This is a genomic window from Halomonas sp. HAL1, from assembly GCF_030544485.1.
GTDB lineage: Bacteria > Pseudomonadota > Gammaproteobacteria > Pseudomonadales > Halomonadaceae > Vreelandella > Vreelandella arctica.
The window spans coordinates 4,211,764-4,236,362 of the sequence record NZ_CP130610.1 but is presented as its reverse complement, the minus strand read 5'-3'; the positions used below and the strand labels follow the sequence as shown (position 1 = coordinate 4,236,362).

Sequence of the window (24,599 nt, the reverse complement as noted above, 5' to 3'; positions counted from 1 at the left end):
GTCAATGGCAGATAGAAGATAGGATTAAAAACGAACAGGCCGTGAAAAACGGCTGGGCAAACACTGGCCACTCGGCGGCTGAAAGCCTTGTGACAGGCTCTGCCAGGTAAAGTGCTGCGCCTGTTCACACGCTGTTGGTAAGCGCTCACCAACAGCAAGACGAGCCGCAATGGCTGAGGCTAGCGTACAGCCAGAGCCATGAAACAGTTCAGGCAAACGTGGCCACTGCCACTGGCGAGTGGTATCGGGTGAGTGCAGAGTGTGCACGACTTGCTGATCATTACCGGGCAGCGGATCGTCAGTGGCCGTCACTAGAATTGCTTGGCAGCCCTGTGACATCAACGCCACCGCACGTGCCGTATCATCAAAAGGGGTGACGATGTCTGGTGTCAGTTGACAAAGCTCAGCACGATTGGGCGTTAAGATATCCACAAGCGGTAGCAAGCGATCGATGAACAGCCGACGTAAACGGGGTGTGGATAACTCAGTTCCACCACCGGCCTTAAATACCGGGTCCGCCACCACAGGAATGCCTGGAAAGCGGCGGATAATTTGTTCCGCTGCCCGCAAGGTAGCTTCATCGGCGAGCAAACCAATTTTAATCGCCGCCACTTGCATCTCGCCAAGCACCTCGGCCATTTGGCGCATCGCGGTAGGATCAACGGGGATCACACGCGTCACATTGTGGCAATTTTGAACCGTCAGCGCAGTAGGGATCGTTACCGCCCAGCCACCACAGGCGGCAATGGCTTCGCTATCAGCCACTAACCCTGCGCCGCCGGTGGGGTCGTGTCCCGCTAATACCAATACGACGGGCGGAAGTGGTTGGCGCATCAAAAGGGCTTCACAACGGCGAGCAGAATAATCCCCACTAGCGCAATCACCGGCGCTTCGTTAAACCAGCGGAAAAACACATGGCCTTTTGTGCAACGATCCTGGGCGAACTGCTTTAAATAAATCAAACAAACGTGATGATAGCCAATGAGCAAGACCACCAGCGCTAGTTTGACGTGCATCCAACCCTGACTAAACCATTCGGGCACTAAATAGAGCATCCAGCCACCAAACAGCAGTACCGCAATCATCGATGGCGTCATGATTCCACGGTAAAGCTTGCGTTCCATGGTTTTGAAATACGCCATTGCCTGGTCATCACCGTTATCCCGCGCGGTGGCGTGATACACATACAAGCGGGGTAAATAAAACAGTGCAGCGAACCACGTCACCACTGCCATCAAGTGAATAGCCTTCACCCATAGGTACATTGCCGCTCCTTAAAATGGTCAATCCTTTTCGCGTGGCTCATTCTCGCGTAGATCATTGCCGCGAGTGTCAGCGCCACGGGGATCTGTATAGTGATAATAACGCTCAATGGCGCCACGGGTGATAATACCTGAAATACGCTGCTGTTTAGGGCGGTAACCGTGTACCACATAGAGTGCCCCCAGCGCGTTATCCTGCAGCTTCAAGAATGCTTCGGAAAGCGTTGCTTGCAAGCCAATCGGCGCAAGCTCCAAACGCTGCCCAGGAATTTCCAGCAGATCAATCAATTCATCCTCGGGCGGTTCTTTACCCTGCAGCGCTTCATCGTGTTCAAGTAACCACCGCGCCAGTTCAGCGGCTTTGAGCGCCAGCACCGGTTTTTCCTCGCTGGAGCGCTCAATCACCAACCACACCGGGTTTGTTTCCAGCAGGTGGCGTGCCTGATCAGGGGTAATCATCCGGTCGGTACGCACCAGTTGCCGCTCCATCACCGCTGGCACCGAAACCCGTGAGAGCGCTTGCATCAACGGCTGCTGAAGTGGATGCAGCCCATAACGCACCGTGCTGATAAAGAACCCTTCACAGCCAGTTAACTGCCGTGACGTCAAACACGCAACCACCACCGCCAACATTCCAGGGAGCATGATACTCGGCGTATGGGTTAACTCCAAAAGCGCCATCAGCGCAGCCAGGGGCGCTTGCAGAACGGCCCCCATCATTGCCGCCATACCTAGCATGGCGTAAATCCCCGGGTCAGCGGCTTTGTCTGGCCACATCCAGCCCCCCAGCATACCAAACAGCGCGCCTGTAGCCGCTCCCACCACCAGCACCGGGCCAATAATGCCGATGGGTACACCGCCAGCAACGGTCAGCGCCGTTAGCAGTAGTTTGGCAATCATCAGCGCCAGCAGTACTTTAATTTCCAACTGATTATTGAGCGCTGCCGCCACGCTGTCATAACCGATGCCCTGCACTTGGGGGAACCACCAGGCAACGGCGCCAGTCGCCACTCCGACCAGCCCAAGACGTACCCAAAGCGGCCAGTCCATAATCCGCTGACTGCGGGAAATATGGATAAACAGACCGGCCAGCAAGCCAATCACCAGCCCCGTCAGCACGATCCACGGAAGATTGATCAACGACCCCAGGGCCACTTCGGGAATGCGAAACGCTGGTTCATTACCGTAAGCCAACTGCGCCACCAGCGCACCCATGGTGGAGGCCAGGATGACGGGCATAAAGCTCATCAAGGTATACTCCATCATCACCACTTCCATGGCGAAGATCACCCCGGCAATCGGCGTATTAAAGGAAGCGGAAATGGCGGCTGCGGTTCCGCAAGCCACGAGTACCCTCAGGCTATTATTAGGTAAGCGCATTTGCTGGCCCAGACCACTGGCTGCCGCCGCGCCCAAGTGAATCGCCGGCCCCTCACGACCTGCAGAGAGGCCACCTAACACCACCACCACCCCGACCCACCACTGATTCAACCAGTTACGCAGCGGAAAACGCCCTTGGTGATAGGTGAGTCGCTCAATCACATGACCCACGCCCAGTTTGCGCGCTGCCGGTTTTTGCCGATACAACAGCACGCCCACTAACGTCACCGCCAGCATGGGTAGCAGCGCACGTAACCAGGGCGTCATATTTTCAAACGCCTCTGGGTCGCCCTCCGCCATATAGAACGTGGCCCCTGCTTCCAACAGCAGCCGAAACGCCACCATCACCGCGCCGGTAATAATCCCCGAGACAAGGCCCAGCAAGCAGAGTTGCGGCAAGGCGTCGACGTTGGCCAACTGACGACGAAAACTTTCTAACGTAAAATCCGATCGGGAAAAACGCGCCACAGCAATCTGCCTTGTTTTTGGTCTTAGTGTTCTTATCTCTTAATCCTCTTGTGTATCATAGCCCGATACACTTCGACAGCCCGCAGCAATCCGCATAGGCTGATAACACATAGCGTTTTGTCATAGGTTGCTGTGCAAACTGTCCTAAAAAACTATTCTGGAAAACGTTCTGCGTAGCCCGCAAGGAGTGATTTGTGATTAAGGTCGGCATTGTTGGCGGTACCGGTTATACCGGCGTTGAATTACTTCGGCTACTTGCCCAGCATCCCCACGTCGAGGTAGCCGCGATTACTTCGCGCTCGGAAACGGGCGTCAAGGTGTGCGATATGTACCCTAACCTGCGCGGCCACTACGACACGCTAGCGTTTAGCGAGCCGGATGCTAAACAGCTGGGTGCCATGGATGCGGTCTTTTTTGCCACACCCCACGGCGTTGCCCACGCCCTAGCGGGTGAGCTGCTCAAAAATGGCACTCGGGTAATTGATCTGTCGGCCGATTTCCGGCTGCGCGATGCCGACGAGTGGAGCCGCTGGTACGACCAGGCCCACGGCGCGCCGGAATTGTTGCAAGAGGCGGTATACGGCCTACCGGAAATGCATCGGGAAAAAATCAAAAATGCACGCTTAATTGCCGTGCCCGGCTGCTACCCCACGGCCGTTCAATTAGGCTATCTACCGCTGTTGGAAGCAGGTCTGATCGACCCAAGCCAACTGATTGCTGACTGTAAATCCGGTGTTACCGGGGCAGGCCGTGGCGCAAAAGTAGGGTCACTGCTCGCTGAAGCCAGCGAGTCGATGAAAGCCTACGGCGCTTCCGGCCATCGTCATCTACCGGAAATTAGCCAGGGGCTTCGGGACATACAGCAAGCCGCAGTGGGATTAACCTTTGTGCCCCATTTAACGCCCATGATCCGCGGTATTCACGCCACGCTTTACGGCCAGCTAACCGGCGAGCCGGGCGACTTACAGGCGCTGTTTGAACGCCGTTATGCCGATGAGCCGTTTGTCGATGTGATGCCTGCAGGGAGTCATCCTGAAACGCGTAGTGTCAAAGGCATCAATACTTGTCGCTTGGCCGTCCATCGCCCCGGCAATGGCAATACGGTCGTGGTGCTATCGGTGATCGATAATTTGGTCAAAGGCGCCTCGGGCCAAGCGATACAAAACCTCAACCTGATGTTCGGCTTTGACGAGAACACTGGGCTTACCGCACCAGCAGTAATGCCTTAAACACCACACAAAACCAGCAGGCAGAGACAACTCATTCCCAGCAATAGTTGACCAATTTGCTGGGAATTACCCATAATCACCCCCCAATGCCGATTTATTCGTTCTTTAAGCTCGCGGGAGGTACCCATGAGCGGTGCAGAAGCCTTTGTTCCTACTCCATTACTGCTCTCTGATAGTGCACGCAAACGTATTAACGCACTGATTGCAGAAGAAAATAACCCATCACTCAAACTGCGGGTCTACGTGACCGGCGGCGGCTGTTCGGGTTTTCAATACGGCTTCGACTTTGCTGACAATGTCGCCGACGATGATACTGTGATTGAGTTCGGTGAGGCCGCGCTGGTCGTCGACCCCCTCTCTTACCAGTATCTGGTGGGCTCCACGGTCGACTACGAAGAAGGCTTAGCGGGCGCGCGTTTTCGCGTTCAAAATCCCAATGCCACCACCACCTGCGGCTGCGGCGCTTCCTTTATGGTCTAAACAGCGTTGGCCCAAGACGCTCCCCGTGACTTGACGCCCTGACGGTTTCTCGCCAAGGTTGATAGGTCAATAACGGCTAAAAGGGTATTCGAGCGCCATACATTGCTCGGAAACCCGCTACTAGCCACATAAAGCACGGGGAAACTTATGAAAGTTGCACTACCACTCAGCCTAACCAAAACCACACTCGCTCTCGCACTGGGATTGGGCAGCGCCACTGCCGCCATGGCCCAAATGCCATCGGTGAACGTGGCCACTGACCCAAGCTTTGTGCCGTTTGAAATGATGGATCAAGAGACCGGCGAAATGGTCGGCTTCGACATGGATATCATCAACGAAGTCGCCGAACGTGCAGGCTTTGAAGTCAACCTGACGACCATGGAATTCTCCGGCATCATTCCCGCCGTGCAAACGGGTAGTCAAGAGATAGCCATCGCCGGTACCACCATCACTGACGAGCGCTCTGAAGTCGTTGACTTCTCCGACCCCTACTACGATTCAGGTTTACGCATCATTGTCCGCGCCGATAACGACAGCGTCGAGACACTAGAAGACCTCCAAGACCTCGCCGTCGGTACCAAAATTGGTTCCACCAGTTATGACTACCTTCAGCAAGAACTCGGCGAAGATGCTGAAATCACCCCCTTCCCAGGTACTGCCGACATGTACATGGCGCTGCTAGGCCGCAACGTCGACGCCGTGCTCTATGATGCCCCTAACGTCTCTTACTTCTCGCAAACTCGCGGTGAAGGCCGTACCAAGGTTGTTGGCCCTCTGTATGAAGGTCAGCAGTACGGCATCGTGTTCCACAAAGGCAGTGAGTGGGTAGAGCCGACTAACGAAGCGCTGGCCGCCATGCGCGAAGATGGCACCTACGATGAGATCTACACCAAGTGGTTTGGTGAAGCGCCTAGCGAAGAGTGAGTATAAAAGCTCTCTATTAGCGTAACGCTGTTACAGGGCCGGGTGGCCACAACCCCCGGCCCTGCTGCGTTTCTCATGTGTTTTTTGTCATCTGCTTTTTTGTTTCAGGAGTCTACGCGTGGACGTCAATTTTCAGTTTGATTGGTCGGCAGCGTTTGGGTCTATCCCTTATCTGCTGCCGGGTATTCCCTGGACGCTGCTTATCTCGTTTGGCGGTCTCGCCATCGGATTCTTTATCGGCATATTCTTTGGCCTATTACGTATTAGCCGCCTGCGTTGGCTACGCTGGCCAGCCATCGTTTACGTCGAAGTATTTCGCGGCACGCCTATCCTGGTACAAGTACTGTTTATTTTTTACGGCTTGCCGCAACTATTAGGTAGCCCAATTAACGCGTTGGTCGCCGGTATTGCTGCGATCGCGGTTAATTCCGGTGCTTACATTTCAGAAATTGTGCGCGGCGGTGTGCAATCAATTGAACGCGGCCAGGGTGAAGCATCACTCTCCCTAGGGCTCTCCCGCACTCAAGCATTTCGCTACGTTATCTGGCCCCAGGCGTTTCGGCGCATGATTCCTCCCCTCGGTAACCAGGGCATCATCAGCATCAAAGACACCTCACTGTTTTCAGTGATAGGCGTCGGTGAGCTAGTGCGTCAGGGGCAGATCTATATCGCCACCACCTTTACGGCGCTTGAGGTCTACTTCATGGTCGCCCTGATGTACTTGGCAATCACCTGGACCCTCTCCATCATCCTGCGTCAACTCGAGCGCAGAGGCCTGGCCGGACAATAAGGACACGCGCAATGAGCGAGACAATGAGCAACACAACGCAACCAATTGTGCGTATGCAGCAGCTCAATAAACACTTTGGCAGTCTGCACGTACTCAACGATATTGATCTGACGATTGTGCCTGGTGAAGTGGTGGTGATTATCGGTGCCAGTGGCTCAGGCAAATCCACACTAATTCGCTGTATTAACGGCTTGGAAGAGTTTCAGTCCGGCAGTCTGGTGGTCGACAGCAACGAACTATTACCACACGGCAAGAGCACTAAAGCGCTGCAAACCATCCGTACCGAAGTGGGTATGGTGTTTCAGCAATTCAATCTCTTTCCCCATCTCAGCGTGATCGATAATGTCACTCTGGCGCCGATGAAAGTGCGTGGTTTAAGCCGTGACGACGCAGTCAGCAACGCCAAACGCTTGCTTGACCGGGTAGGTATCGCTGATCAGGCCGACAAGTACCCCAGCCAGCTCTCAGGCGGCCAACAGCAGCGTGTCGCACTCGCCCGCGCCCTGGCGATGGAACCCCGCCTGATGCTGTTTGACGAGCCCACATCGGCGCTTGACCCGGAAATGATAGGTGAAGTGCTGGATGCCATGCGCGAGCTGGCCAAAGAGGGCATGACCATGGTGATTGTCACCCATGAAATGGGCTTTGCCCGCGAGGTCGCCGACCGGGTGATTTTTATCCATAAAGGCGAGATTACCGAGCAGGGCCACCCTGAAAAACTGTTCGATTCTCCTCAACACGAACGTACTCAATCCTTCCTTGCTCGCGTACTCAAACATTAAATTGAGCCCTTTTTACGCGTTAAAATAACCGCTAATTTGCTCTGAATTACGCTTTTTTACTGGCCTGTCGACACGACAGGCCATTTTTTTGCCTGTGGATAAACTTTTTTTACATTGATCGGTTTTATCTCCGTAAGGCCTACCATGTACGTCGCTTAGCGTTAGCTCCACATCAAGCGGAGGTTGTTCACAGGTGCGGTAACAACCCAGGTACTGGCCGGTGGATAAGCCGTGCTTAATTGACTCTGTGGATAAAGCGCTATTCCATCCACAGGCTTAACCCCCCTTCTACCCAGGCACTCCCGCCTTCAAACATGTAGAAGTCAACAATATAAGCACATGAAAATATTAAGGATAAGTCGCTTATACACAGAAATTGTCCACACTAGTAATTACAACATTTACAGAACTTCTCTTATTTTATATTTATGTTGTTATTAATAACGGAGGGTTGGTGATTTGGGGTGTGGAAAAACCTGACGGTTACCCACAGGGGGTTTATACTTGCCGGCTCATTGATCTAAGGTGGCCATGTCTGAGAACTGCACTGGCCACATCATCCGTGCCGAAAGGCGCAAGACGAGGTGCCTCTTGAATTATCCCGACCGCTTTGACGTGATTGTCATCGGCGGTGGCCATGCGGGAACTGAAGCCGCATTGGCCTCTGCTCGTATGGGCTGTCAGACCCTGCTGCTCACCCACAACATCGAAACCCTGGGCCAAATGTCGTGTAACCCCGCGATTGGCGGCATCGGCAAAAGCCATTTGGTTAAGGAAATCGATGCGCTGGGCGGCGCCATGGGGCTTGCCACGGATTTAGGTGGCATCCAGTTTCGCGTGCTCAATGCCCGCAAAGGGCCTGCCGTTCGGGCAACTCGTGCCCAGGCTGACCGCATCCGCTATAAATCTGCTATCCGCGGTATGTTGGAAAACCAGCCCAACTTGACCATCTTCCAGCAAGCCGCTGGTGATCTCATTGTGGATAACGACACCGTGCGTGGCGTTGTCACGGAAACCGGTATTCGCTTCCATGCTGAAAGCGTCGTGCTGTGTACCGGCACATTTTTGGGTGGTGTGATTCACATTGGCTTGGATCAAAGCAAGGGTGGTCGAGCAGGTGATCCGCCTTCCAACGCACTGGCCGAACGGCTGCGTGCGCTGCCATTTCGCGTCGATCGGCTGAAAACCGGCACACCGCCACGTATTAATGCCAAAACCGTGGATTTTTCCCAGTTGGAAGAACAACCCGGTGACAGCCCTACACCGGTCATGTCCTACATGGGGTCACGGGAAATGCACCCTCGGCAGGTGAGTTGCCACATTGCTCACACCAATCAGCAAACCCACGATCTGATTCTGGCGAATCTTGATCGCTCGCCGATGTATTCCGGTGTGATCGAAGGAATTGGACCCCGTTACTGCCCGTCGATCGAAGACAAGGTTCATCGCTTTGCCGATAAATCCAGCCACCAAGTGTTCATTGAACCCGAAGGCCTGGATACCCACGAGCTTTACCCCAACGGTATCTCGACCTCGCTGCCGTTTGACGTGCAGATTCAAGTCGTGCGTTCGATCAAAGGCCTGGAAAATGCCCATATCACCCGGCCTGGCTATGCCATCGAATACGACTTTTTTGATCCGCGAGACTTAAAACACTCGCTGGAAACAAAATTTATCCACAACCTGTTTTTCGCTGGTCAGATCAACGGCACTACTGGTTACGAAGAAGCCGGTGCTCAAGGTTTGCTAGCGGGTTTGAATGCCGCACGCCGTGCTCAAGAGCTGGACGCCTGGTATCCTCGCCGCGATGAAGCCTATCTCGGCGTACTGGTCGACGACCTGATCACCATGGGTACCAAAGAGCCGTACCGCATGTTCACTTCCCGTGCGGAATACCGCTTGCTGCTGCGTGAAGACAACGCAGATCTACGCTTAACTGAAACGGGGCGAAAATTGGGCCTTGTTGACGACACACGCTGGACCGCGTTTAGCCAAAAACGCGAAGCCATTGAGCAAGAGAGCGCACGTCTGAATACACTTTGGATTCAGCCGGGGAGCCCTGCGGCAGAACAGGTGGCGGAAAAAACCGGGGCGCCACTTACGCACGAATATCGCCTGAGCGACCTGCTCAAGCGCCCAGAACTGAACTATAGCGATTTGGCCAATCTACCCGGTATCGAAGGCACCCTGGTAACCGATCCAGCGGTGGCCGAACAGGTGCAAATTCAAGCCAAGTATCAAGGCTATATCGATCGTCAGCAGCATGAGATCGACAAGCTCAAACGCCATGAAGCGACGCCGCTACCTGCCGAGTTGGATTATTTGAAAGTAGAGGGACTGTCCAACGAAGTTCGCCAAAAGCTGGCTGAAGCACGGCCAGAAACGCTTGCTCATGCGGCGCGTATCTCGGGCGTCACCCCGGCGGCTGTGTCTATTTTGTTGGTGCATCTGAAAAAGCGCCGGTTAGTCGCCGCGGCAGAGGTAGTTAACGGATGAGTTCGTTGAACCCACTGTTGAAAACTCTGCCTGCAAGCGTTGCGCCACGTCTCGATCAAGGGCTTAGCCAGTTGGCTATCAGCGTTGACGATCATCAGCGCGAGCAACTGCTAGGCTTATTGGCACTGTTGCACAAGTGGAACCGGGCTTATAACCTCACAGCGGTGCGCGATGTGGACGACATGGTGTCGCGTCATGTGCTCGATAGCGCCGTTGTTCTGCCCTATGTGCAAGGGCCGCGGCTGCTGGATGTTGGCGCTGGCCCAGGTCTGCCCGGTATAGTGTTGGCCATTTTAGCGCCCGAGCTTGATGTAACGCTGTTGGACAGTAATGGCAAAAAAGTCCGTTTTCAGCGTCAAGCGGTAATGGAGCTTGGTCTTAAAAACGTGACGCCTGTCCAGGCGAGGGTAGAACAGTTTCAAGCCGCTACTTTTGATCAGGTGATTTCCCGGGCGTTTGCCAGCTTGGTGGATTTTGTCACCTTGACTCGCCAGCTACCCAGCGCCGATGGCCAGTGGCTAGCCATGAAAGGCCCGGGGGCGGACGATGAACTGCGCGATCTGCCCCCCGGTATTCGTTTACACAAGCGTTATCAGCTGGAAGTACCCTTTGAAGCGGCCCAGCGGCAGCTGCTGATTTTAAATGTTGAAAGCTGAATGTTGATTCTGCCCCCCAGGAAGGAGTTGAGTAAGTGAGCCAGATCATTGCCCTGACCAACCAAAAAGGCGGCGTGGGCAAGACCACCTCAGCCGTTAACCTGGCGGCCAGTCTCGCTGCGCTCGACCGTCGTGTGCTGTTGGTGGATCTTGACCCCCAAGGCCATGCCAGCATGGGCAGCGGCATCGATAAATATGAGCTCGATAAAAGCGTGCTTGATGTACTGTTGGGCGAAGCAACGGCTGCTGAAACGATTGTTAAAAAGCTGGCGGTCAAGTATGACGTACTGCCGGGGAACGGTGATCTCACCGCCGCTGAAGTCGAGCTATTAGACCGCGAGAAAAGTGAAAGCTGCTTAACCACCGCGCTTGCCTCGGTCTCCAGTGAGTACGATGTGGTGCTTATTGACTGCCCACCCTCGTTGAACATGCTTACCGTGAATGCGTTAACGGCTTCTGACAGCGTATTGATCCCACTACAGTGTGAGTTCTATGCGTTAGAAGGGTTATCGGCACTGCTCGATACCGTTGAGCAGATTAAGCAAAATGTGAATCCTGACCTAGCGATTGCAGGCATTTTGCGCACCATGTACGACAAGCGCACCAGTTTAACGCGGGAAGTGGATAAGCAGCTACGTGACTATTTTGGCGATATGCTATTGAAAACGACCATCCCGCGTAACGTAAAAGTTGCCGAAGCGCCAAGCCACGGGCTGCCCGTGACGCAATATGCCCGGTTCTCCCGGGGTAGCCAGGCCTACCGCGTACTAGCCAAAGAGATGATTCGTCGTCTTTCACTGTAACCACTCTTCACTTCAACTCTTCAATTCAAAAAAGGGGCGCTGAAAAAATGAGGGAAAGCGAATGACGCGTAAACCCGCGCTGGGACGTGGCCTGGATGCCCTGATTGGTGCCGGTGCCCGTCGCCGTGACAGCTTGGAACTTGCCGGTAGCGGTACGCCTTTGGAGCTTACTGACGCAGCGCGTAGCGCCGCGGCTGAAGACGTTACCGAAGATCGCCTTGAACGCCTGCCGTTAGGGCAACTAACGCGGGGTAAATATCAGCCGCGCCGCGATATTCAGCCCGAAGCGCTAGAAGAACTGGCAGATTCCATTCGTGCCCAGGGCGTCATGCAGCCTATCGTGGTGCGCCCGATCGGTGTCGACCGCTACGAAATTATTGCCGGTGAGCGCCGCTGGCGTGCCGCACAGCTGGCTGAGCTGGACGTTATTCCGGCCGTTATTCGCGATGTCAGCGATGAAGTCGCCTTGGCACTGGCGTTAATCGAAAACATCCAGCGTGAAAATCTTAACGCTATTGAAGAAGCCATGGCACTCAAGCGTCTTGGTGAAGAGTTCGAGCTTACTCAGCAGCAGATAGCCGACGCGGTGGGGAAATCGCGCACTCAGGTGGCTAATCTGTTGCGCCTGCTGGCGCTAGACCCCGAAGTACAAACCCTGCTCGAACGTGGTGATTTGGATATGGGCCATGCGCGGGCGTTGCTAACGTTAAATAGCGCCCAGCAGCGGCAAGTGGCCCATGAAGTGGTCAATAACGACATGACCGTTCGGGCAACCGAAGCGCTGGTGAAAAAAGTGCAGACCAGCCAAGCGCCCATCAAAACGCCTAGCCGTCCAAACAAACAGCCCGATGTGGCAAAACTGGAAACACATCTTGGTGAGCTGCTCGGTGCTCCCGTCTCTATTGACCATGGTCAAAAAGGCAAAGGTAAATTAACGATACGCTATACGAGCCTTGAAGAGTTGGACGGCATCTTAAATCATATTAAATAGCAGGCTATTCAATATCGCGTAAGAAGTGACCACGTTTTACCTCTTTGGTCGCAAATCGACCTCTTAGCGGGCAAAATCGGTGCGACTTCGGTTGAAGGTGTGATAGCGCTTCCCTATAATCGCGCAAGATTTGTGCAGGTTGTCTGTGTTTGTCTAGGAATACGTTTGTCGATGTATGACGATTTTATTCAGCGACTGGGTATTGATTCAGAAAGCTATGCAGCGATACGAAACCCAGCGGCGAAGAGCCTACATCGTTCGACTCACGATCGCGCAAATGATAATTACTTTTTTAGGTATGCTGATGGCCTACCTAAATACCGATGTAGGAGGCATATCATCGGTTTTGAAAGGGGCGTTAGTAGCCTTATTGCCTCACGCTTTTTTTATTAAGCGAATGGGTGTTTTGCATTCGCCCCGGCCATCACAGGCAGCGATGCGCTTGTTTCGTGCCGAAGCAGGCAAGTTTGGTTTGACGGTGGCACTGTTTGTCGCAGTATTTGTGGCAGTGCCCCCCTCAAACCCTGCTTTCTTTTTTTACGCTTATGTTGCGGTTGTTCTAACGCATTGGCTTACGCCTTGGTTAATGCCAAAAAACGCTAATGCCTAGAAAATTGCACAACTGATTGAGGTGATACATCCATGGCCGCAGGAAACGAAGTCTCAACGACTTACTATATCCAGCACCACTTGCAGAATCTGACATTTGGTAACCACCCCGATAATGGCTGGTCGCTGGCGCACTCTGCAGAAGAAGCAAGTGAAATGGGCTTCTGGGCGATTCACTTAGACACCATGGGCTGGTCCATCGCCATGGGTCTGCTGTTTATCTGGATTTTTCGCAAAGCTGGCAAAATGGCCACTACTGGGGTGCCATCAGGGCTGCAAAATGCGGTTGAAATGGTGTTTGAATTTATCGAGAACATGATCCAAGGAACGTTCAAAGGACGTAACCCGATTATTGCCCCATTGGCATTAACGCTGTTCGTGTGGATATTCCTGATGAACTCGCTAAAAATAATTCCGGTGGATTTCTTCCCGGTCTTATTTGCCAAGCTTGGCGTGGATTACATGAAGATCGTCCCTACTACGGACGTCAATGCCACCCTGGGTATGGCGCTGGGCGTTTTCTGCCTGATTCTCTACTACAGCTTTAAGGTTAAAGGTGTGGGCGGTTTTGCCAAAGAGTTGTCTTTCACGCCTTTCAATCATTGGGCATTGATTCCCTTCAACCTTGTATTGGAAATCGTCGCGTTGCTGGTCAAGCCATTCAGTTTGGCAATGCGTCTATTTGGTAACATGTTCGCCGGCGAAGTCATCTTTATCCTGATCGCGATGTTGCCTTTCTGGGCAATCTGGGTGCTGGATGTGCCTTGGGCCATTTTCCATATTTTAATCGTTACGTTACAAGCATTTATCTTTACCGTGCTGTCCGTCGTTTACCTAAGCGCAGCGCACGAACATCACTGAAGTAAGCACTGTTTGTAAGACAACACCCTTAACCCTCAACCTTAGACTTTAACTTGAAAAACTAGGAGCATTACCATGGAACTTATCTACATTGCCGCTTCCATCATGATCGGTCTTGGCGCGCTAGGTACCGGCATTGGCTTCGCCATCTTGGGTGGCAAGCTGTTGGAAGCTACAGCGCGTCAGCCTGAATTGGGTGACCAACTGCAAACCAAAACCTTCCTAATGGCAGGTCTGTTGGATGCTGTTCCGATGATCGGTGTTGGTATCGCAATGTACCTGATCTTCGTTGTTGCCGGTTAATGACTGCTGAGCCGAGCGTTATACGCTCGGTTTTGTTTCACTCCGGTCGCCACGAACTTGTCAGAGGTACATTCCTGTGAATATCAACATGACGCTAATCGGGCAAACGATCGCCTTCGCGATCTTTGTCTGGTTTTGCATAAAGTATGTGTGGCCTCCGATCAGCAACGCGCTTCATGAGCGTCAAAAGAAAATTGCTGATGGCTTGGACGCAGCTAGCCGTGCTAACCGTGACCTTGAGCTTGCTCAAGAGCGCGCTGAGCAGATGCTGCGTGAAAGCAAGGAGCAAGCTTCGCAAATTCTTGAGCAGGCCAATAAGCGCTCTGCCCAGATAGTTGAAGAAGCCCGCGAACAGGCCCGCGCCGAAGGCGAACGCCTAGTAGCGAGTGCACGTTCCGAGATTGAGCAAGAAGTGAATCGCGCTAAGGATGAACTTCGTGCCCAGGTCTCTTATCTCGCCGTTATGGGTGCCGAGCGTGTTCTTGAAGCGTCGGTCGACGAACAAGCCCATCGCAAGTTACTTGATGAGCTTGCTGCTGAACTGTAAGGAGGTGAACCATGGCGGAATTACTGACCGTCGCTCGTCCTTACGCTAAGGCAGCGTTTGAATACGCGCGTGATCATGAGGCGCTTGATAGCTGGTCACAAGCGCTGAGTTTTTTAAGCTTTGCGGTAGCAGACGTTAACGTTCGCCATCGGTTAAGCAGTCCAAAACTAGATAGCGGCCAAAAAGTGTCGCTGCTTGTCGAGCTGATTCCTGAACAACAGGATAAAGCTTTACAGCGATTTTTGACTGTCTTGGCTGACCAAGGCCGCCTGATGGTGCTGGCATCGATTGCTGAACAGTTTGAGCACCTGCGCGCCGAACACGAGCAGCGGGTTGAAGTGAACGTCACTTCTGCTTATCAGCTAGATAGCGAGCAAGAAACGAAGCTAGCGAACGCGCTTAAAAAACGTCTGAATCGCGAAATCTCTATTACTACTCAAGTGGACAAGTCGCTAATTGGCGGTGTCATCCTACGTGCTGGCGACACCGTTATTGACGGGTCGGTCCGTGGTCGATTGAACCGCCTTTCCGAAGCGCTAACCGCTTGAGTCTGAGGGACATGGCATGCAGCAACTGAATCCTTCCGAGATCAGCGACATCATCAAGCAGCGAATTGAAAAGCTTGACGTCGCATCTGAAGCCCATAATCAGGGCACCATCGTCACTGTTTCCGACGGTATCGTGAAAATTCACGGCCTCGAAGACGCGATGTTTGGTGAAATGATCGAATTCCCCAACAGCATCTTTGGCATGGTACTGAACCTGGAGCGCGACTCCGTAGGTGCCGTGGTACTGGGTGACTACCTACAGCTCGAAGAGGGCATGACCGCCAAGTGTACTGGTCGTATTCTCGAAGTGCCGGTAGGTCCCGAGCTGATTGGTCGTGTTGTCGATGCGCTGGGTAACCCCATCGATGGTAAAGGCGACATCAACACCACCATGACCGACGCCGTCGAGAAAGTGGCACCGGGTGTTATTACCCGTCAGTCTGTTGATGAGCCGATCCAAACCGGTCTCAAATCCATTGACGCCATGGTGCCGATCGGTCGTGGTCAGCGTGAGCTGATCATCGGTGACCGCCAGATTGGTAAGTCCGCCATTGCCATTGATGCGATCATCAACCAGAAAGGCAAAGGCGTGACCTGTGTCTACGTGGCGATTGGTCAGAAGCAGTCGACCATTGCTAACGTGGTACGTAAGCTCGAAGAGCACGGCGCGATGGAACACACCATCGTCGTTGCCGCTGGTGCCGCCGACCCGGCGCCGATGCAGTTCCTGGCACCTTACTCTGGTTGCACCATGGGCGAGTACTTCCGCGACCGCGGTGAAAACTCACTCATCGTGTATGACGACCTTTCCAAGCAGGCCGTTGCGTACCGTCAGGTATCGCTGCTGCTGCGTCGTCCGCCGGGCCGTGAAGCTTATCCTGGTGACGTTTTCTATCTCCACTCACGTCTACTTGAGCGTGCTGCGCGGGTTAACGTCGACTACGTTGAGAAGTTCACCAACGGTGAAGTGAAAGGTAAGACCGGTTCCTTAACCGCGCTGCCAATCATCGAAACCCAGGGTGGCGACGTTTCTGCGTTCGTTCCGACCAACGTCATCTCGATCACCGATGGTCAGATCTTCCTGGAAACCAACCTGTTTAACTCCGGTATTCGTCCGGCGATTAACGCAGGTCTCTCGGTTTCTCGTGTCGGTGGTTCGGCGCAGACCAAAATCATCAAAAAGCTCGGCGGCAGCGTACGTCTGGCACTGGCTCAGTACCGTGAATTGGCGGCCTTCTCGCAGTTCGCGTCTGACCTTGATGAAGCCACGCGTAAGCAGCTCGAACACGGTCAGCGTGTTACCGAGTTGATGAAGCAGAACCAGTACTCGCCGATGTCAGTGGCTGAAATGGCGCTTTCGCTGTACGCCGCCAACGAAGGTTATCTGGACGATGTCGAAGTCAACAAAGTGTTGGACTTTGAGCGTGCCCTGCACGACTACATGAAGTCTGAACATGGTGATCTACTCGACAAGATCAACCAGAGCGGCGACTACAACGGTGAGATTCAAGACGGCTTGAAGTCGGGTCTCGAGAAGTTCAAGGCGACTCAGAGCTGGTAATGTCTGGCCCGCCTGTAATGGGCGGGTTTGCATGCTTTCTGAGAGCCACGAACGAAGGGTAGATCGCTATGGCAGCTGCAAAAGAGATACGCACCCAAATCGGGAGCATTAAAAATACGCAGAAGATCACCAGCGCCATGGAAATGGTGGCTGCATCGAAAATGCGTAAAGCGCAAGATCTGATGAGAGCTAGTCAGCCTTACGCTAAGCAGATCCGTAATGTGGTTGGCCACTTAGCCAACGCGAACCCTGAGTACAAGCACGACTATATGGTCGAGCGTAGCGAGGTTAAGCGTGTTGGCTACATTGTGGTATCCACTGACCGCGGTCTGTGCGGTGGCTTGAACCACAATCTTTTCAAAGCCTTACTGAAAGAAGCCGTTAGCTGGAAACAGCAAGGTGTCGAGCAGGATTTTTGTGCCCTTGGCGCCAAGGCGAGCACCTTTTTCCGCAATTACGGCGGTAATTTGGTGGCAGCGAAAAGTGGATTAGGTGAAGCCCCGACGGTAGAAGGCTTGATTGGCAGTATTAAGGTCATGCTCGAAGCGTACGACGAAGGACGTCTCGACCGGCTGTACGTGGTGCACAACGAGTTTGTGAATACCATGACGCAAAAGCCAGTGGTTCGTCAGCTTCTTCCCCTGTCGCCCGATATGGGCGCAGACGCTGAGCAAGACGACGAAAACGCCCGTCCCGGAAGCTGGGACTACCTGTATGAACCGGATGCCAAGGCGTTGCTCGATAGCCTGTTGGTTCGTTTCATCGAATCGCAGGTGTATCAGGCGGTAGTGGAAAATGGCGCTTGTGAACAAGCCGCTCGAATGATCGCTATGAAAAGTGCCACCGACAACGCAGGCGGCCTGATCGACGATCTGGAGATGGTTTATAACAAGGCCCGTCAGGCTGCCATTACCCAGGAAATTTCTGAGATCGTCGGCGGCGCTGCTGCCGTATAACGCCTAGGGAGCCGACTCTTTTAAGCGGCTCCCGGCAGACAGGTTTCATTTGCAGGTTTTAGAGAGGAACCAAGATGAGCGGACGTATCGTACAAATCATCGGCGCGGTGATTGACGTAGAGTTTCCGCGGGACTCTGTGCCCAAGGTCTACGACGCGCTGAAGGTCTCCGATGTTGAGACCATCCTCGAAGTCCAGCAGCAGCTGGGCGACGGCGTGGTGCGCACCATCGCCATGGGCTCCACTGAGGGCTTGAAGCGTGGCATGGCAACGACCAGCACAGGTGCTGCTATTTCCGTACCGGTAGGTAAGGAAACACTGGGCCGTATTATGAACGTACTCGGCGAGCCGATCGACGAAGCAGGACCGATCGGCGAGCAAGAGCGTATGCCGATTCACCGTAAAGCACCGGGCTATGCCGACCAGGCAGCCTCTAACGAGCTGCTGGAAACCGGCATCAAGGTGATCGACTTGGTCTGCCCGTTTGCGAAGGGTGGTAAAGTTGGTCTGTTCGGCGGTGCCGGTGTCGGTAAAACCGTTAACATGATGGAGCTTATCCGCAACATCGCTACCGAGCACAGCGGCTACTCTGTATTTGCCGGTGTGGGTGAGCGTACGCGTGAGGGTAATGACTTCTATCACGAAATGACGGAATCCAACGTTATCGATAAGGTATCGCTGGTTTACGGTCAGATGAACGAGCCGCCGGGTAACCGTCTGCGCGTGGCGCTGACGGGCCTGACCATCGCTGAGAAATTCCGTGATGAAGGCCGCGATGTTCTACTGTTCGTCGATAACATCTACCGCTACACCCTGGCAGGTACCGAAGTATCGGCACTGCTTGGCCGTATGCCGTCAGCGGTAGGGTATCAGCCGACGCTGGCTGAAGAGATGGGCGTTCTGCAGGAGCGTATTACCTCGACGAAAACCGGTTCAATCACTTCCGTACAGGCCGTATACGTGCCCGCGGATGACTTGACCGATCCGTCGCCGGCGACCACCTTCTCCCACCTGGATGCGACCGTGGTACTGGCGCGTTCTATCGCCGAACTGGGTATCTACCCGGCGATCGATCCGCTCGACTCCACCTCACGTCAGCTGGATCCGTTGGTTGTCGGTGAAGAGCACTATGCGACCGCTCGCGGTGTGCAGAACGTTCTTCAGCGCTATAAAGAGCTTAAGGATATCATCGCCATTCTGGGTATGGATGAGCTGTCTGATGAAGACAAGCTAGCCGTATCTCGGGCGCGTAAAATCCAGCGCTTCTTGTCGCAGCCGTTCTTCGTAGCTGAGGTGTTCACTGGTTCACCAGGCAAGTATGTGTCGCTGAAAGACACCATCAGTGGCTTCCAGGGTATTTTGGCTGGTGAATACGACGAATTGCCGGAACAGGCCTTCTACATGGTCGGTTCAATCGACGAAGCCGTCGAGAAAGCCAACCAGATGAAGAAGTAATCCCGTCCATGAGGGGGATTCGCTATGGCGAATAGCTTTACTTGCAATATCGTCAGCGCTGAAGCATCCATCTTCTCAGGTACCGTTGAGCAGGTGATTGCTTCCGGGGTGATGGGTGATCTGGGCGTTTTGCCAGGTCACGCTCCGCTGCTGACTGAGCTTCAGCCGGGTCCGGTTCGCGTGATCTATGATGGTGGCGCAGAAGAGAACTTCTACGTCACTGGCGGCTTCATGGAAGTCCAGCCGGATGTGGTAACGATACTGGCTGATGCCGCATCACGGGCCAGCGACCTCAATGAGGCTGCTGCCGAAGAAGCGCGTCAGCAAGCGCTGAAAGCCTTTAACGATAAGTCATCGGAGCTTGATTATACTCGAGCGGCCGCTGAACTTGCCGAAGCCGTTGCTCAGCTGCGAACGATTCAGCAGCTGCGTAAAAAGGCGGGTAAAGGCTAATACCCACGCGTTTGGCGTGGTACAGCGCCCCTTAAGCCCGTTATCAGGGTTTAAGGGGCGTTTTTTTGTTGGGTAGTAAGGATAGTAATATAAGTAAGTATGATGAGTTAGGTAATGGATTTTGTAATGGATTAAGTCGGCAGCACGACGTTTGTCAGTGTGAAGGGGAGAGCCATGGCGCTTAACGATGAAAGCCTACAGCAATTAAAAGCCGAACTACTCGACGAGTTGGCCAAGGAAGTGCCTAGTAAATCGGTGCTCTCTTTGCGTTTGGCCGAAACCCGCTCAGCGGATATCGGTGAAGTGCTCGAAGAGATGATCGAGGATGACGAAGAGCTACCTGCGGCGCTCGCTCTGCTGGATATCCTCTCTGCCGAACGGGCAGCCAATGTGCTGGGCTATCTGCCCGGTGAGAGCCAGCTTGAGGTAGTCGGGGAGCTGGACGATAGCCAGGTACTCAAGCTGCTCGAAGAGATGGGCTCGGACGAACGTGCCGACCTGTTTAATCTACTCAGTGAAGACCGGCGTGAAGCATTGCTGCGTCGCATGGCTCACCGCGAGCGGGAAGACCTAAAGCGGCTTGCCAGCTACGAAGAGGGCACCGCAGGCGCCATCATGACCTCTGACTATGTGTCCATAGCCAGTGGCATGACGGTGTCGCAAGCGATGATGCGGGTACGCCAGACCGCGCCCGATGCAGAGACGGTCTATCAGCTCTATATCCTGGATAGTGACGGTGAGCTGATTGGTACCATGTCATTACGCCAACTGATGGTGGCGCGTCCTGGTGCCATCGTCGATGACATCATGATCAAAGATGTTATCAGCACGCGGGTCGATAACGCTCAGGAAGACGTCGCGCGTATTGTGGCGAAGTACGACCTGTTAGCGCTGCCGGTGATTGATGCCGATGATCGTATGGTCGGCATTGTGACCCACGATGACGCCATGGATGTCGCCGAATCCGAGGCCACCGAAGATTTCCACAAAGGCATGTCGATCGGCCAACTGGAGGACGGCGTTAGCCGTGTAAAGCTTTGGAGCCTTTACCGTAAGCGGGTGTTTTGGCTGGTATTGCTGGTTTTTGCCAACCTGTTTTCGGGTGCCGGGATTGCCTATTTTGAAGAGACTATTGCCGCCCAGGTAGCGCTGGTATTCTTTTTACCGCTGTTGATCGGGAGTGGCGGTAATGCGGGTGCTCAAGCGGCTACGTTGATGGTACGTGGTATGGCAACTGGCGATGTAGGCGTTAAAGATTGGGGAAAATTACTCGGCCGAGAACTTCTTGTTGCAGGGGCGTTAGGTATCACCATGGCCATTGCGGTGACACCAATAGGCATCATGCGCGGCGGTGAAGCTCTAGCGATGGTGGTCGCGCTCAGCATGGTCACCATTGTTCTGTTCGGCAGCCTGCTGGGGATGTGCCTGCCGTTCGTGCTAGAGCGCTTTAAGGTTGACCCTGCCACGGCCTCAGCACCGCTAGTGACCACGCTTATTGATGCTTCGGGGGTAGTGATCTACTTCAGCATCGCCACTTTGCTACTCTCTTAAAAAACTGCTCACATAAGCACAGTGTAAGGATCTAGAGGTTAGCGCATAGAGCTACTTGCGGCGCGGGTGATAAACAGCACTTCGACGTGACCCAGCCACTCGATATCGCTGGCCAGTGCCTTCAACTGGCTAGCGAGGCACTGAGGCGGTTGATGCACTGCATCAGCAATAATCAGCGATACCGAGACCTTATCGTCCAGGTAGTGCAACTGCAGCTCGTTTAGCGTTCGCCAGACTGGGTGCTTATACCAGCGGGCATCTAGCGCGGCCTCTACTTCAGGTCGCAGCGGAAGGCCGGGAAGGCGGCTGGGATCGCCCGCACCGGCGTCGTCTTCGGGGTCAACGTGGAAGATCACATCGGTTAAAGCAGGGAATTCGTGGCGCAGGCGGCGGCTCACTTCGTTACCGATCTCATGGGCTTCGGAGACGGTGATTTTGGGTCCTACCACCACGTGTAGATCAACCATGACCCAGCCCGCCGACTGGCGGGTGCGCAGATCATGAACGCTATCCACACCCGGAACGCTGCAAGCCACATCGTGCATCTGATCCTGAACATCTACCGGCAGCGCGGTATCGACCAGCTCGCGGGCCGACTCCCACAGCAAGTCCAGGCCTACCTTACCGACCAATAAGCCCACGATGATAGCAGCGACGGCATCCAGCCAGCCCAAACCAAACTGAGCGCCTACCAGGGCTACCAGCACCACGGCGGTGGATAAGGCATCGCTGCGCGAGTGCCAGGCATTGGCTTCGAGCAATTTTGACTTTACCCGCTTGGCCACCCGCATGGTGTAGCGAAAAATCCACTCCTTACTGAGCAGCGCAATCACCGTGATGACAATCGCCAGCATACCAGGCGCGTTAACGGCAGTACCGCTAAACAGGCGATCCAGGCTCGACCAGGCAATACCGCCAGCCACGAAGATCAGCACACTTCCCAGCAATAGGGTAGTCAGGGTTTCGATTCGGCCGTGGCCGTAGTGGTGGTCTTTATCGGGCTCCTGGCGGCCGTAATGAATGGCTGCCAGGACAAAACCATCGGTGACTAAATCTGATAGGGAGTGAATGCCGTCGGCGATCAACGCCGCTGAGCCGACCATAAAACCAATGGTGACTTTAACGACACTCAACAGGGCGTCCAGCCATGCACCGATGTAGGTGACACGCTTGGCTTCTTGGCTAAGTCGCGCTTGATCGTGAACCACTGGCGTTTCAACGGTCTGAGTCATGGGTACCTTGCAAGGAAGCACGCATTCAATAGATGCCCATTGTAGCGCACTCCTTATATCCTCTATAGCGTCCACTGCCTTTGGATGGTGAAACAGCACTTTTTCAGTGGCTGTAGCGGTTAATATCAGCAAGGCAATGGCGGACAAAGAATTGGTGGATGTGTATCCTTAAGCCCCATTGAAAACCATCAAATTGTGACTCTACACAGGATTATTTATGGATTGGCTCCAGGTGGTGGTGTTAGCGGTTGTGCAGGGGATTTCTGAATTTTTACCCGTTTCAAGCTCTGCTCACCTGATTTTGGTGCCTGTGCTGACAGAATGGGAAGATCAAGGTTTAGCCTTTGATGTGGCGCTGCATTTGGGCAGCCTCTCCGCGGTAATACTTTATTTTCGCCACGAAATTTGGCAGATGATGACCAGCAGCCTAGCTGCTATGCGCGGTAAAGGCGTGAACGATGATGCACGGCTCGCCTTTTGGGTGACATTAGCCACGATCCCCGTGGGTATTATTGGTTTAGTACTGCACGATGTTATTTCTCACTATATGCGCTCTACGCTGATAATTGGCTTCAGTTTAATTGGTTTCGGTCTATTGTTGGGGTATGCCGATTGGCGAAAAGGGGGAACGCGCAGCGAATATCAATTGTGTTTGAAGGATGTACTGATTATTGGCGGTGCCCAGGCGCTGGCGCTAATTCCGGGCACTTCGCGCTCGGGCATTACTATTACGGCGGCTTTAATGGTGGGAATGAGCCGGGAAGGCGCCTCACGTTTCTCTTTTTTGCTGTCGATTCCGGTGATTGTGTTGGCCGGTGGCTTGGAAGCATTAGGCCTTTTTAACGCATCGGAGTCGATTGATTGGTTAGCGATGCTAGTGGGTACGTTCCTGTCCGGGGTCAGCGCGTACCTGTGTATCCACTACTTCCTAGTCATCATCAAAAAATTGGGGATGCAGCCGTTTGTTATTTATCGCGTATTGTTTGGCGCTTGGCTGCTGTGGTTCTTTTATTTTTAACAGCTTTTTTTCAAAAAAATGATTTTAATAGCTTGATTTTAATAGCTTAATTTTTAGAGTTTTATTTCCAGGGCAAGGCTGCTATGAACAGGTCTGAAAAGAAAAAGTCTGGCAAAAATGAGTTGGTAGAAAGGTGGGGAAGGAAATTAATAGTGTTAGGCGTATTGCTGGGTGCTCTGCTGATATTGCCTGGCTGTTCCGAGAGTGATCGTCCGCTGGAATCCCCCGTCCGTTTTGACGGCAATATTTTTGGCACCTTTTATCAAGTCACCATTATGGATCCGCTCACTCAGGGTGAGTCGCTTGAACTGGAAGAGGGTTTCAAAGCAGAGCTGGAGAGCGTTGATCAGGCGATGTCCACCTACCGTGACGATTCCGAACTGATCGCCTTTAACGAGGCTCCTGTAGACGAGTGGCAACCCCTCTCCAACGAACTGATTGAAGTATTGGCCATCAGCCAGTCGGTGGCTGAAGCTAGCCAAGGTGCCTTTGATATTACGGTGGGTGACCTAGTTAATTTATGGAGCTTCGGCCCCGGGTCCCGGCCTGAAGAGGTACCTGCTGATGCGTTGCTGGCCGAGCAGCTTGCCCGAGTGGGTTTTGATGCCGTAGAGCTCGATAGTCAAAATATGCAGGCAAGGCGTACTCGCGATGTGTTTGTCGATCTTTCCGGTGTGGCCAAAGGCCATGCCACGGACCGGGTGGCCACGTACTTGGATCAACAGGGTATTGAGCACTACTTAGTCAATTTAGGTGGCGACCTGATCGCCCGTGGCGTACGCGATGAAGACGAACAGACGCCGTGGCGAATTGGCATTGAAGTCCCCGAAGATGGCCAGCAACGTGCACAGCATATTATTCCGTTAGAAAGCATGTCAGTCGCTACTTCGGGTGACTATCGCAACTATTTTGAAGTAGAGGGTGAGCGCTTCTCCCATACCATTGACCCGCGCACAGGCCGACCCGTCACTCACCAATTAGCGTCGGTGTCAGTCTTCCACCCCTCTAACGCTTGGGCGGATGCTTGGGCGACGGCACTATTAGTCGTCGGCGAGCAAGACGCTATGCAAATGGCCATTGAGAATAATCTCAAAGTACTTCTGCTCGTTCGCGAGGGGGAGCAGTGGCGCAGCATCGCTACGCCTGAATTTGTTAACTATTTCGGTGAATCACTGGTTGATGAGCTGGGTATTGAACAACTCCCTACTCCGGCGCCCACCAACCAACCCGTAACAGGTGAATAAC

At 53.7% G+C, this 24,599-nt stretch carries 25 protein-coding genes; 21 read left to right on the top strand and 4 right to left on the bottom strand.

Translation table 11 applies throughout. The features are described from left to right. Positions 1-24 precede the first annotated feature (24 nt). From Q3Y66_RS19715 to Q3Y66_RS19705, 3 genes are read right to left on the bottom strand one after another with little or no spacing between them, the layout of a single operon-like run. Positions 25-834 carry a hydroxymethylpyrimidine/phosphomethylpyrimidine kinase gene (locus Q3Y66_RS19715; protein ID WP_008959089.1) on the bottom strand — a complete coding sequence of 270 codons (810 nt, stop codon included), beginning with the start codon at positions 832-834 and terminating at the stop codon, positions 25-27. Further along, positions 834-1,265 carry a protoporphyrinogen oxidase HemJ gene (gene hemJ / locus Q3Y66_RS19710; RefSeq protein WP_008959088.1) on the bottom strand — a complete coding sequence of 144 codons (432 nt, stop codon included), beginning with the start codon at positions 1,263-1,265 and terminating at the stop codon, positions 834-836. The genes Q3Y66_RS19715 and hemJ overlap by 1 nt, the downstream gene beginning before the upstream one ends. Positions 1,266-1,283: 18 nt before the next feature. Beyond that, entirely contained in the window at positions 1,284-3,110 is a 1,827-nt protein-coding gene (locus Q3Y66_RS19705; protein ID WP_008959087.1) for a chloride channel protein, read from the bottom strand. A gap of 194 nt (positions 3,111-3,304) precedes the next feature. Between Q3Y66_RS19705 and argC the strand changes: the two genes are divergently transcribed. From argC to mgtE, 19 genes are all read left to right on the top strand, one after another. Continuing rightward, the gene (gene argC, locus Q3Y66_RS19700) at positions 3,305-4,339 is read left to right on the top strand and encodes an N-acetyl-gamma-glutamyl-phosphate reductase (protein ID WP_008959086.1); all 1,035 of its coding nucleotides are present in this window, start codon (positions 3,305-3,307) and stop codon (positions 4,337-4,339) included. A 126-nt stretch (positions 4,340-4,465) separates the two neighbouring features. Then, complete coding sequence (gene erpA, locus Q3Y66_RS19695; RefSeq protein ID WP_008959085.1) at positions 4,466-4,819, top strand: iron-sulfur cluster insertion protein ErpA; 354 nt, start codon at positions 4,466-4,468, stop codon at positions 4,817-4,819. Between the two features lie 147 nt (positions 4,820-4,966). Then, complete coding sequence (locus Q3Y66_RS19690) at positions 4,967-5,743, top strand: transporter substrate-binding domain-containing protein (protein WP_008959084.1); 777 nt, start codon at positions 4,967-4,969, stop codon at positions 5,741-5,743. Positions 5,744-5,861: 118 nt separating this feature from the next. Further along, entirely contained in the window at positions 5,862-6,533 is a 672-nt protein-coding gene (locus tag Q3Y66_RS19685; RefSeq protein ID WP_007112208.1) for an amino acid ABC transporter permease, read from the top strand. 23 nt (positions 6,534-6,556) lie between these two features. Beyond that, a complete protein-coding gene (locus Q3Y66_RS19680) occupies positions 6,557-7,315 on the top strand; it encodes an amino acid ABC transporter ATP-binding protein (RefSeq protein WP_008959083.1) in 759 nt (252 codons plus the stop codon). Between the two features lie 591 nt (positions 7,316-7,906). Continuing rightward, positions 7,907-9,811: a tRNA uridine-5-carboxymethylaminomethyl(34) synthesis enzyme MnmG gene (gene mnmG / locus Q3Y66_RS19675; protein ID WP_008959082.1), complete on the top strand. Its 1,905-nt coding sequence runs from the start codon at positions 7,907-7,909 to the stop codon at positions 9,809-9,811. After that, positions 9,808-10,467: a 16S rRNA (guanine(527)-N(7))-methyltransferase RsmG gene (gene rsmG, locus Q3Y66_RS19670; protein WP_008959081.1), complete on the top strand. Its 660-nt coding sequence runs from the start codon at positions 9,808-9,810 to the stop codon at positions 10,465-10,467. The genes mnmG and rsmG overlap by 4 nt, the downstream gene beginning before the upstream one ends. A gap of 35 nt (positions 10,468-10,502) precedes the next feature. Continuing rightward, complete coding sequence (locus Q3Y66_RS19665; RefSeq protein ID WP_008959080.1) at positions 10,503-11,270, top strand: ParA family protein; 768 nt, start codon at positions 10,503-10,505, stop codon at positions 11,268-11,270. Positions 11,271-11,331: 61 nt separating this feature from the next. Continuing rightward, positions 11,332-12,261, top strand: a complete 930-nt coding sequence (locus Q3Y66_RS19660; RefSeq protein ID WP_008959079.1) for a ParB/RepB/Spo0J family partition protein — start codon at positions 11,332-11,334, stop codon at positions 12,259-12,261. Positions 12,262-12,436: 175 nt separating this feature from the next. Further along, on the top strand, positions 12,437-12,871 hold the full coding sequence (locus Q3Y66_RS19655; RefSeq protein ID WP_008959078.1) for an ATP synthase subunit I: 435 nt from the start codon (positions 12,437-12,439) through the stop codon (positions 12,869-12,871). A gap of 32 nt (positions 12,872-12,903) precedes the next feature. After that, on the top strand, positions 12,904-13,731 hold the full coding sequence (gene atpB, locus Q3Y66_RS19650; protein ID WP_008959077.1) for a F0F1 ATP synthase subunit A: 828 nt from the start codon (positions 12,904-12,906) through the stop codon (positions 13,729-13,731). 75 nt (positions 13,732-13,806) lie between these two features. Then, a complete protein-coding gene (gene atpE, locus Q3Y66_RS19645) occupies positions 13,807-14,034 on the top strand; it encodes a F0F1 ATP synthase subunit C (protein WP_008959076.1) in 228 nt (75 codons plus the stop codon). A gap of 76 nt (positions 14,035-14,110) precedes the next feature. Beyond that, positions 14,111-14,581, top strand: a complete 471-nt coding sequence (locus tag Q3Y66_RS19640) for a F0F1 ATP synthase subunit B (RefSeq protein WP_008959075.1) — start codon at positions 14,111-14,113, stop codon at positions 14,579-14,581. Positions 14,582-14,592: 11 nt separating this feature from the next. Beyond that, entirely contained in the window at positions 14,593-15,129 is a 537-nt protein-coding gene (locus Q3Y66_RS19635) for a F0F1 ATP synthase subunit delta (protein ID WP_008959074.1), read from the top strand. 16 nt (positions 15,130-15,145) lie between these two features. Further along, complete coding sequence (atpA, locus tag Q3Y66_RS19630) at positions 15,146-16,690, top strand: F0F1 ATP synthase subunit alpha (protein ID WP_008959073.1); 1,545 nt, start codon at positions 15,146-15,148, stop codon at positions 16,688-16,690. Positions 16,691-16,758: 68 nt separating this feature from the next. Further along, positions 16,759-17,646, top strand: a complete 888-nt coding sequence (gene atpG, locus Q3Y66_RS19625; RefSeq protein ID WP_008959072.1) for a F0F1 ATP synthase subunit gamma — start codon at positions 16,759-16,761, stop codon at positions 17,644-17,646. A 74-nt stretch (positions 17,647-17,720) separates the two neighbouring features. Then, positions 17,721-19,100, top strand: coding sequence for a F0F1 ATP synthase subunit beta (atpD, locus tag Q3Y66_RS19620; RefSeq protein ID WP_008959071.1), 1,380 nt, complete (start codon positions 17,721-17,723; stop codon positions 19,098-19,100). A gap of 24 nt (positions 19,101-19,124) precedes the next feature. After that, a complete protein-coding gene (locus tag Q3Y66_RS19615) occupies positions 19,125-19,553 on the top strand; it encodes a F0F1 ATP synthase subunit epsilon (protein WP_008959070.1) in 429 nt (142 codons plus the stop codon). A 174-nt stretch (positions 19,554-19,727) separates the two neighbouring features. Continuing rightward, positions 19,728-21,104 (top strand): magnesium transporter, encoded by a 1,377-nt coding sequence (mgtE, locus tag Q3Y66_RS19610; protein ID WP_008959069.1) that lies wholly within the window; start codon positions 19,728-19,730, stop codon positions 21,102-21,104. Between the two features lie 38 nt (positions 21,105-21,142). Here the strand turns inward: mgtE and Q3Y66_RS19605 are convergent, their stop codons facing one another. After that, positions 21,143-22,336, bottom strand: a complete 1,194-nt coding sequence (locus Q3Y66_RS19605; protein WP_008959068.1) for a cation diffusion facilitator family transporter — start codon at positions 22,334-22,336, stop codon at positions 21,143-21,145. 217 nt (positions 22,337-22,553) lie between these two features. On the opposite strand from Q3Y66_RS19605, the gene Q3Y66_RS19600 reads away from it, so the two are divergent. Together Q3Y66_RS19600 and Q3Y66_RS19595 are read left to right on the top strand one after the other, a co-directional pair. Continuing rightward, positions 22,554-23,354, top strand: a complete 801-nt coding sequence (locus Q3Y66_RS19600) for an undecaprenyl-diphosphate phosphatase (protein WP_008959067.1) — start codon at positions 22,554-22,556, stop codon at positions 23,352-23,354. An 83-nt stretch (positions 23,355-23,437) separates the two neighbouring features. Then, on the top strand, positions 23,438-24,598 hold the full coding sequence (locus Q3Y66_RS19595; RefSeq protein ID WP_083832270.1) for an FAD:protein FMN transferase: 1,161 nt from the start codon (positions 23,438-23,440) through the stop codon (positions 24,596-24,598). The last annotated feature ends 1 nt before the right edge of the window (position 24,599 follow it).

What these genes read in the sequence shown, in the direction of transcription:
- Q3Y66_RS19715 (WP_008959089.1), bottom strand. Translation starts at nt 834, where the DNA reads ATGCGCCAACCACTTCCGCCCGTCGTATTGGTATTAGCGGGACACGAC.
- hemJ (WP_008959088.1), bottom strand. Translation starts at nt 1,265, where the DNA reads ATGTACCTATGGGTGAAGGCTATTCACTTGATGGCAGTGGTGACGTGG.
- erpA (WP_008959085.1), top strand. Translation starts at nt 4,466, where the DNA reads ATGAGCGGTGCAGAAGCCTTTGTTCCTACTCCATTACTGCTCTCTGAT.
- Q3Y66_RS19690 (WP_008959084.1), top strand. Translation starts at nt 4,967, where the DNA reads ATGAAAGTTGCACTACCACTCAGCCTAACCAAAACCACACTCGCTCTC.
- Q3Y66_RS19680 (WP_008959083.1), top strand. Translation starts at nt 6,557, where the DNA reads ATGAGCAACACAACGCAACCAATTGTGCGTATGCAGCAGCTCAATAAA.
- rsmG (WP_008959081.1), top strand. Translation starts at nt 9,808, where the DNA reads ATGAGTTCGTTGAACCCACTGTTGAAAACTCTGCCTGCAAGCGTTGCG.
- Q3Y66_RS19660 (WP_008959079.1), top strand. Translation starts at nt 11,332, where the DNA reads ATGACGCGTAAACCCGCGCTGGGACGTGGCCTGGATGCCCTGATTGGT.
- Q3Y66_RS19655 (WP_008959078.1), top strand. Translation starts at nt 12,437, where the DNA reads ATGACGATTTTATTCAGCGACTGGGTATTGATTCAGAAAGCTATGCAG.
- atpB (WP_008959077.1), top strand. Translation starts at nt 12,904, where the DNA reads ATGGCCGCAGGAAACGAAGTCTCAACGACTTACTATATCCAGCACCAC.
- atpE (WP_008959076.1), top strand. Translation starts at nt 13,807, where the DNA reads ATGGAACTTATCTACATTGCCGCTTCCATCATGATCGGTCTTGGCGCG.
- Q3Y66_RS19635 (WP_008959074.1), top strand. Translation starts at nt 14,593, where the DNA reads ATGGCGGAATTACTGACCGTCGCTCGTCCTTACGCTAAGGCAGCGTTT.
- atpA (WP_008959073.1), top strand. Translation starts at nt 15,146, where the DNA reads ATGCAGCAACTGAATCCTTCCGAGATCAGCGACATCATCAAGCAGCGA.
- atpG (WP_008959072.1), top strand. Translation starts at nt 16,759, where the DNA reads ATGGCAGCTGCAAAAGAGATACGCACCCAAATCGGGAGCATTAAAAAT.
- atpD (WP_008959071.1), top strand. Translation starts at nt 17,721, where the DNA reads ATGAGCGGACGTATCGTACAAATCATCGGCGCGGTGATTGACGTAGAG.
- Q3Y66_RS19615 (WP_008959070.1), top strand. Translation starts at nt 19,125, where the DNA reads ATGGCGAATAGCTTTACTTGCAATATCGTCAGCGCTGAAGCATCCATC.
- mgtE (WP_008959069.1), top strand. Translation starts at nt 19,728, where the DNA reads ATGGCGCTTAACGATGAAAGCCTACAGCAATTAAAAGCCGAACTACTC.
- Q3Y66_RS19605 (WP_008959068.1), bottom strand. Translation starts at nt 22,336, where the DNA reads ATGACTCAGACCGTTGAAACGCCAGTGGTTCACGATCAAGCGCGACTT.
- Q3Y66_RS19600 (WP_008959067.1), top strand. Translation starts at nt 22,554, where the DNA reads ATGGATTGGCTCCAGGTGGTGGTGTTAGCGGTTGTGCAGGGGATTTCT.
- Q3Y66_RS19595 (WP_083832270.1), top strand. Translation starts at nt 23,438, where the DNA reads ATGAACAGGTCTGAAAAGAAAAAGTCTGGCAAAAATGAGTTGGTAGAA.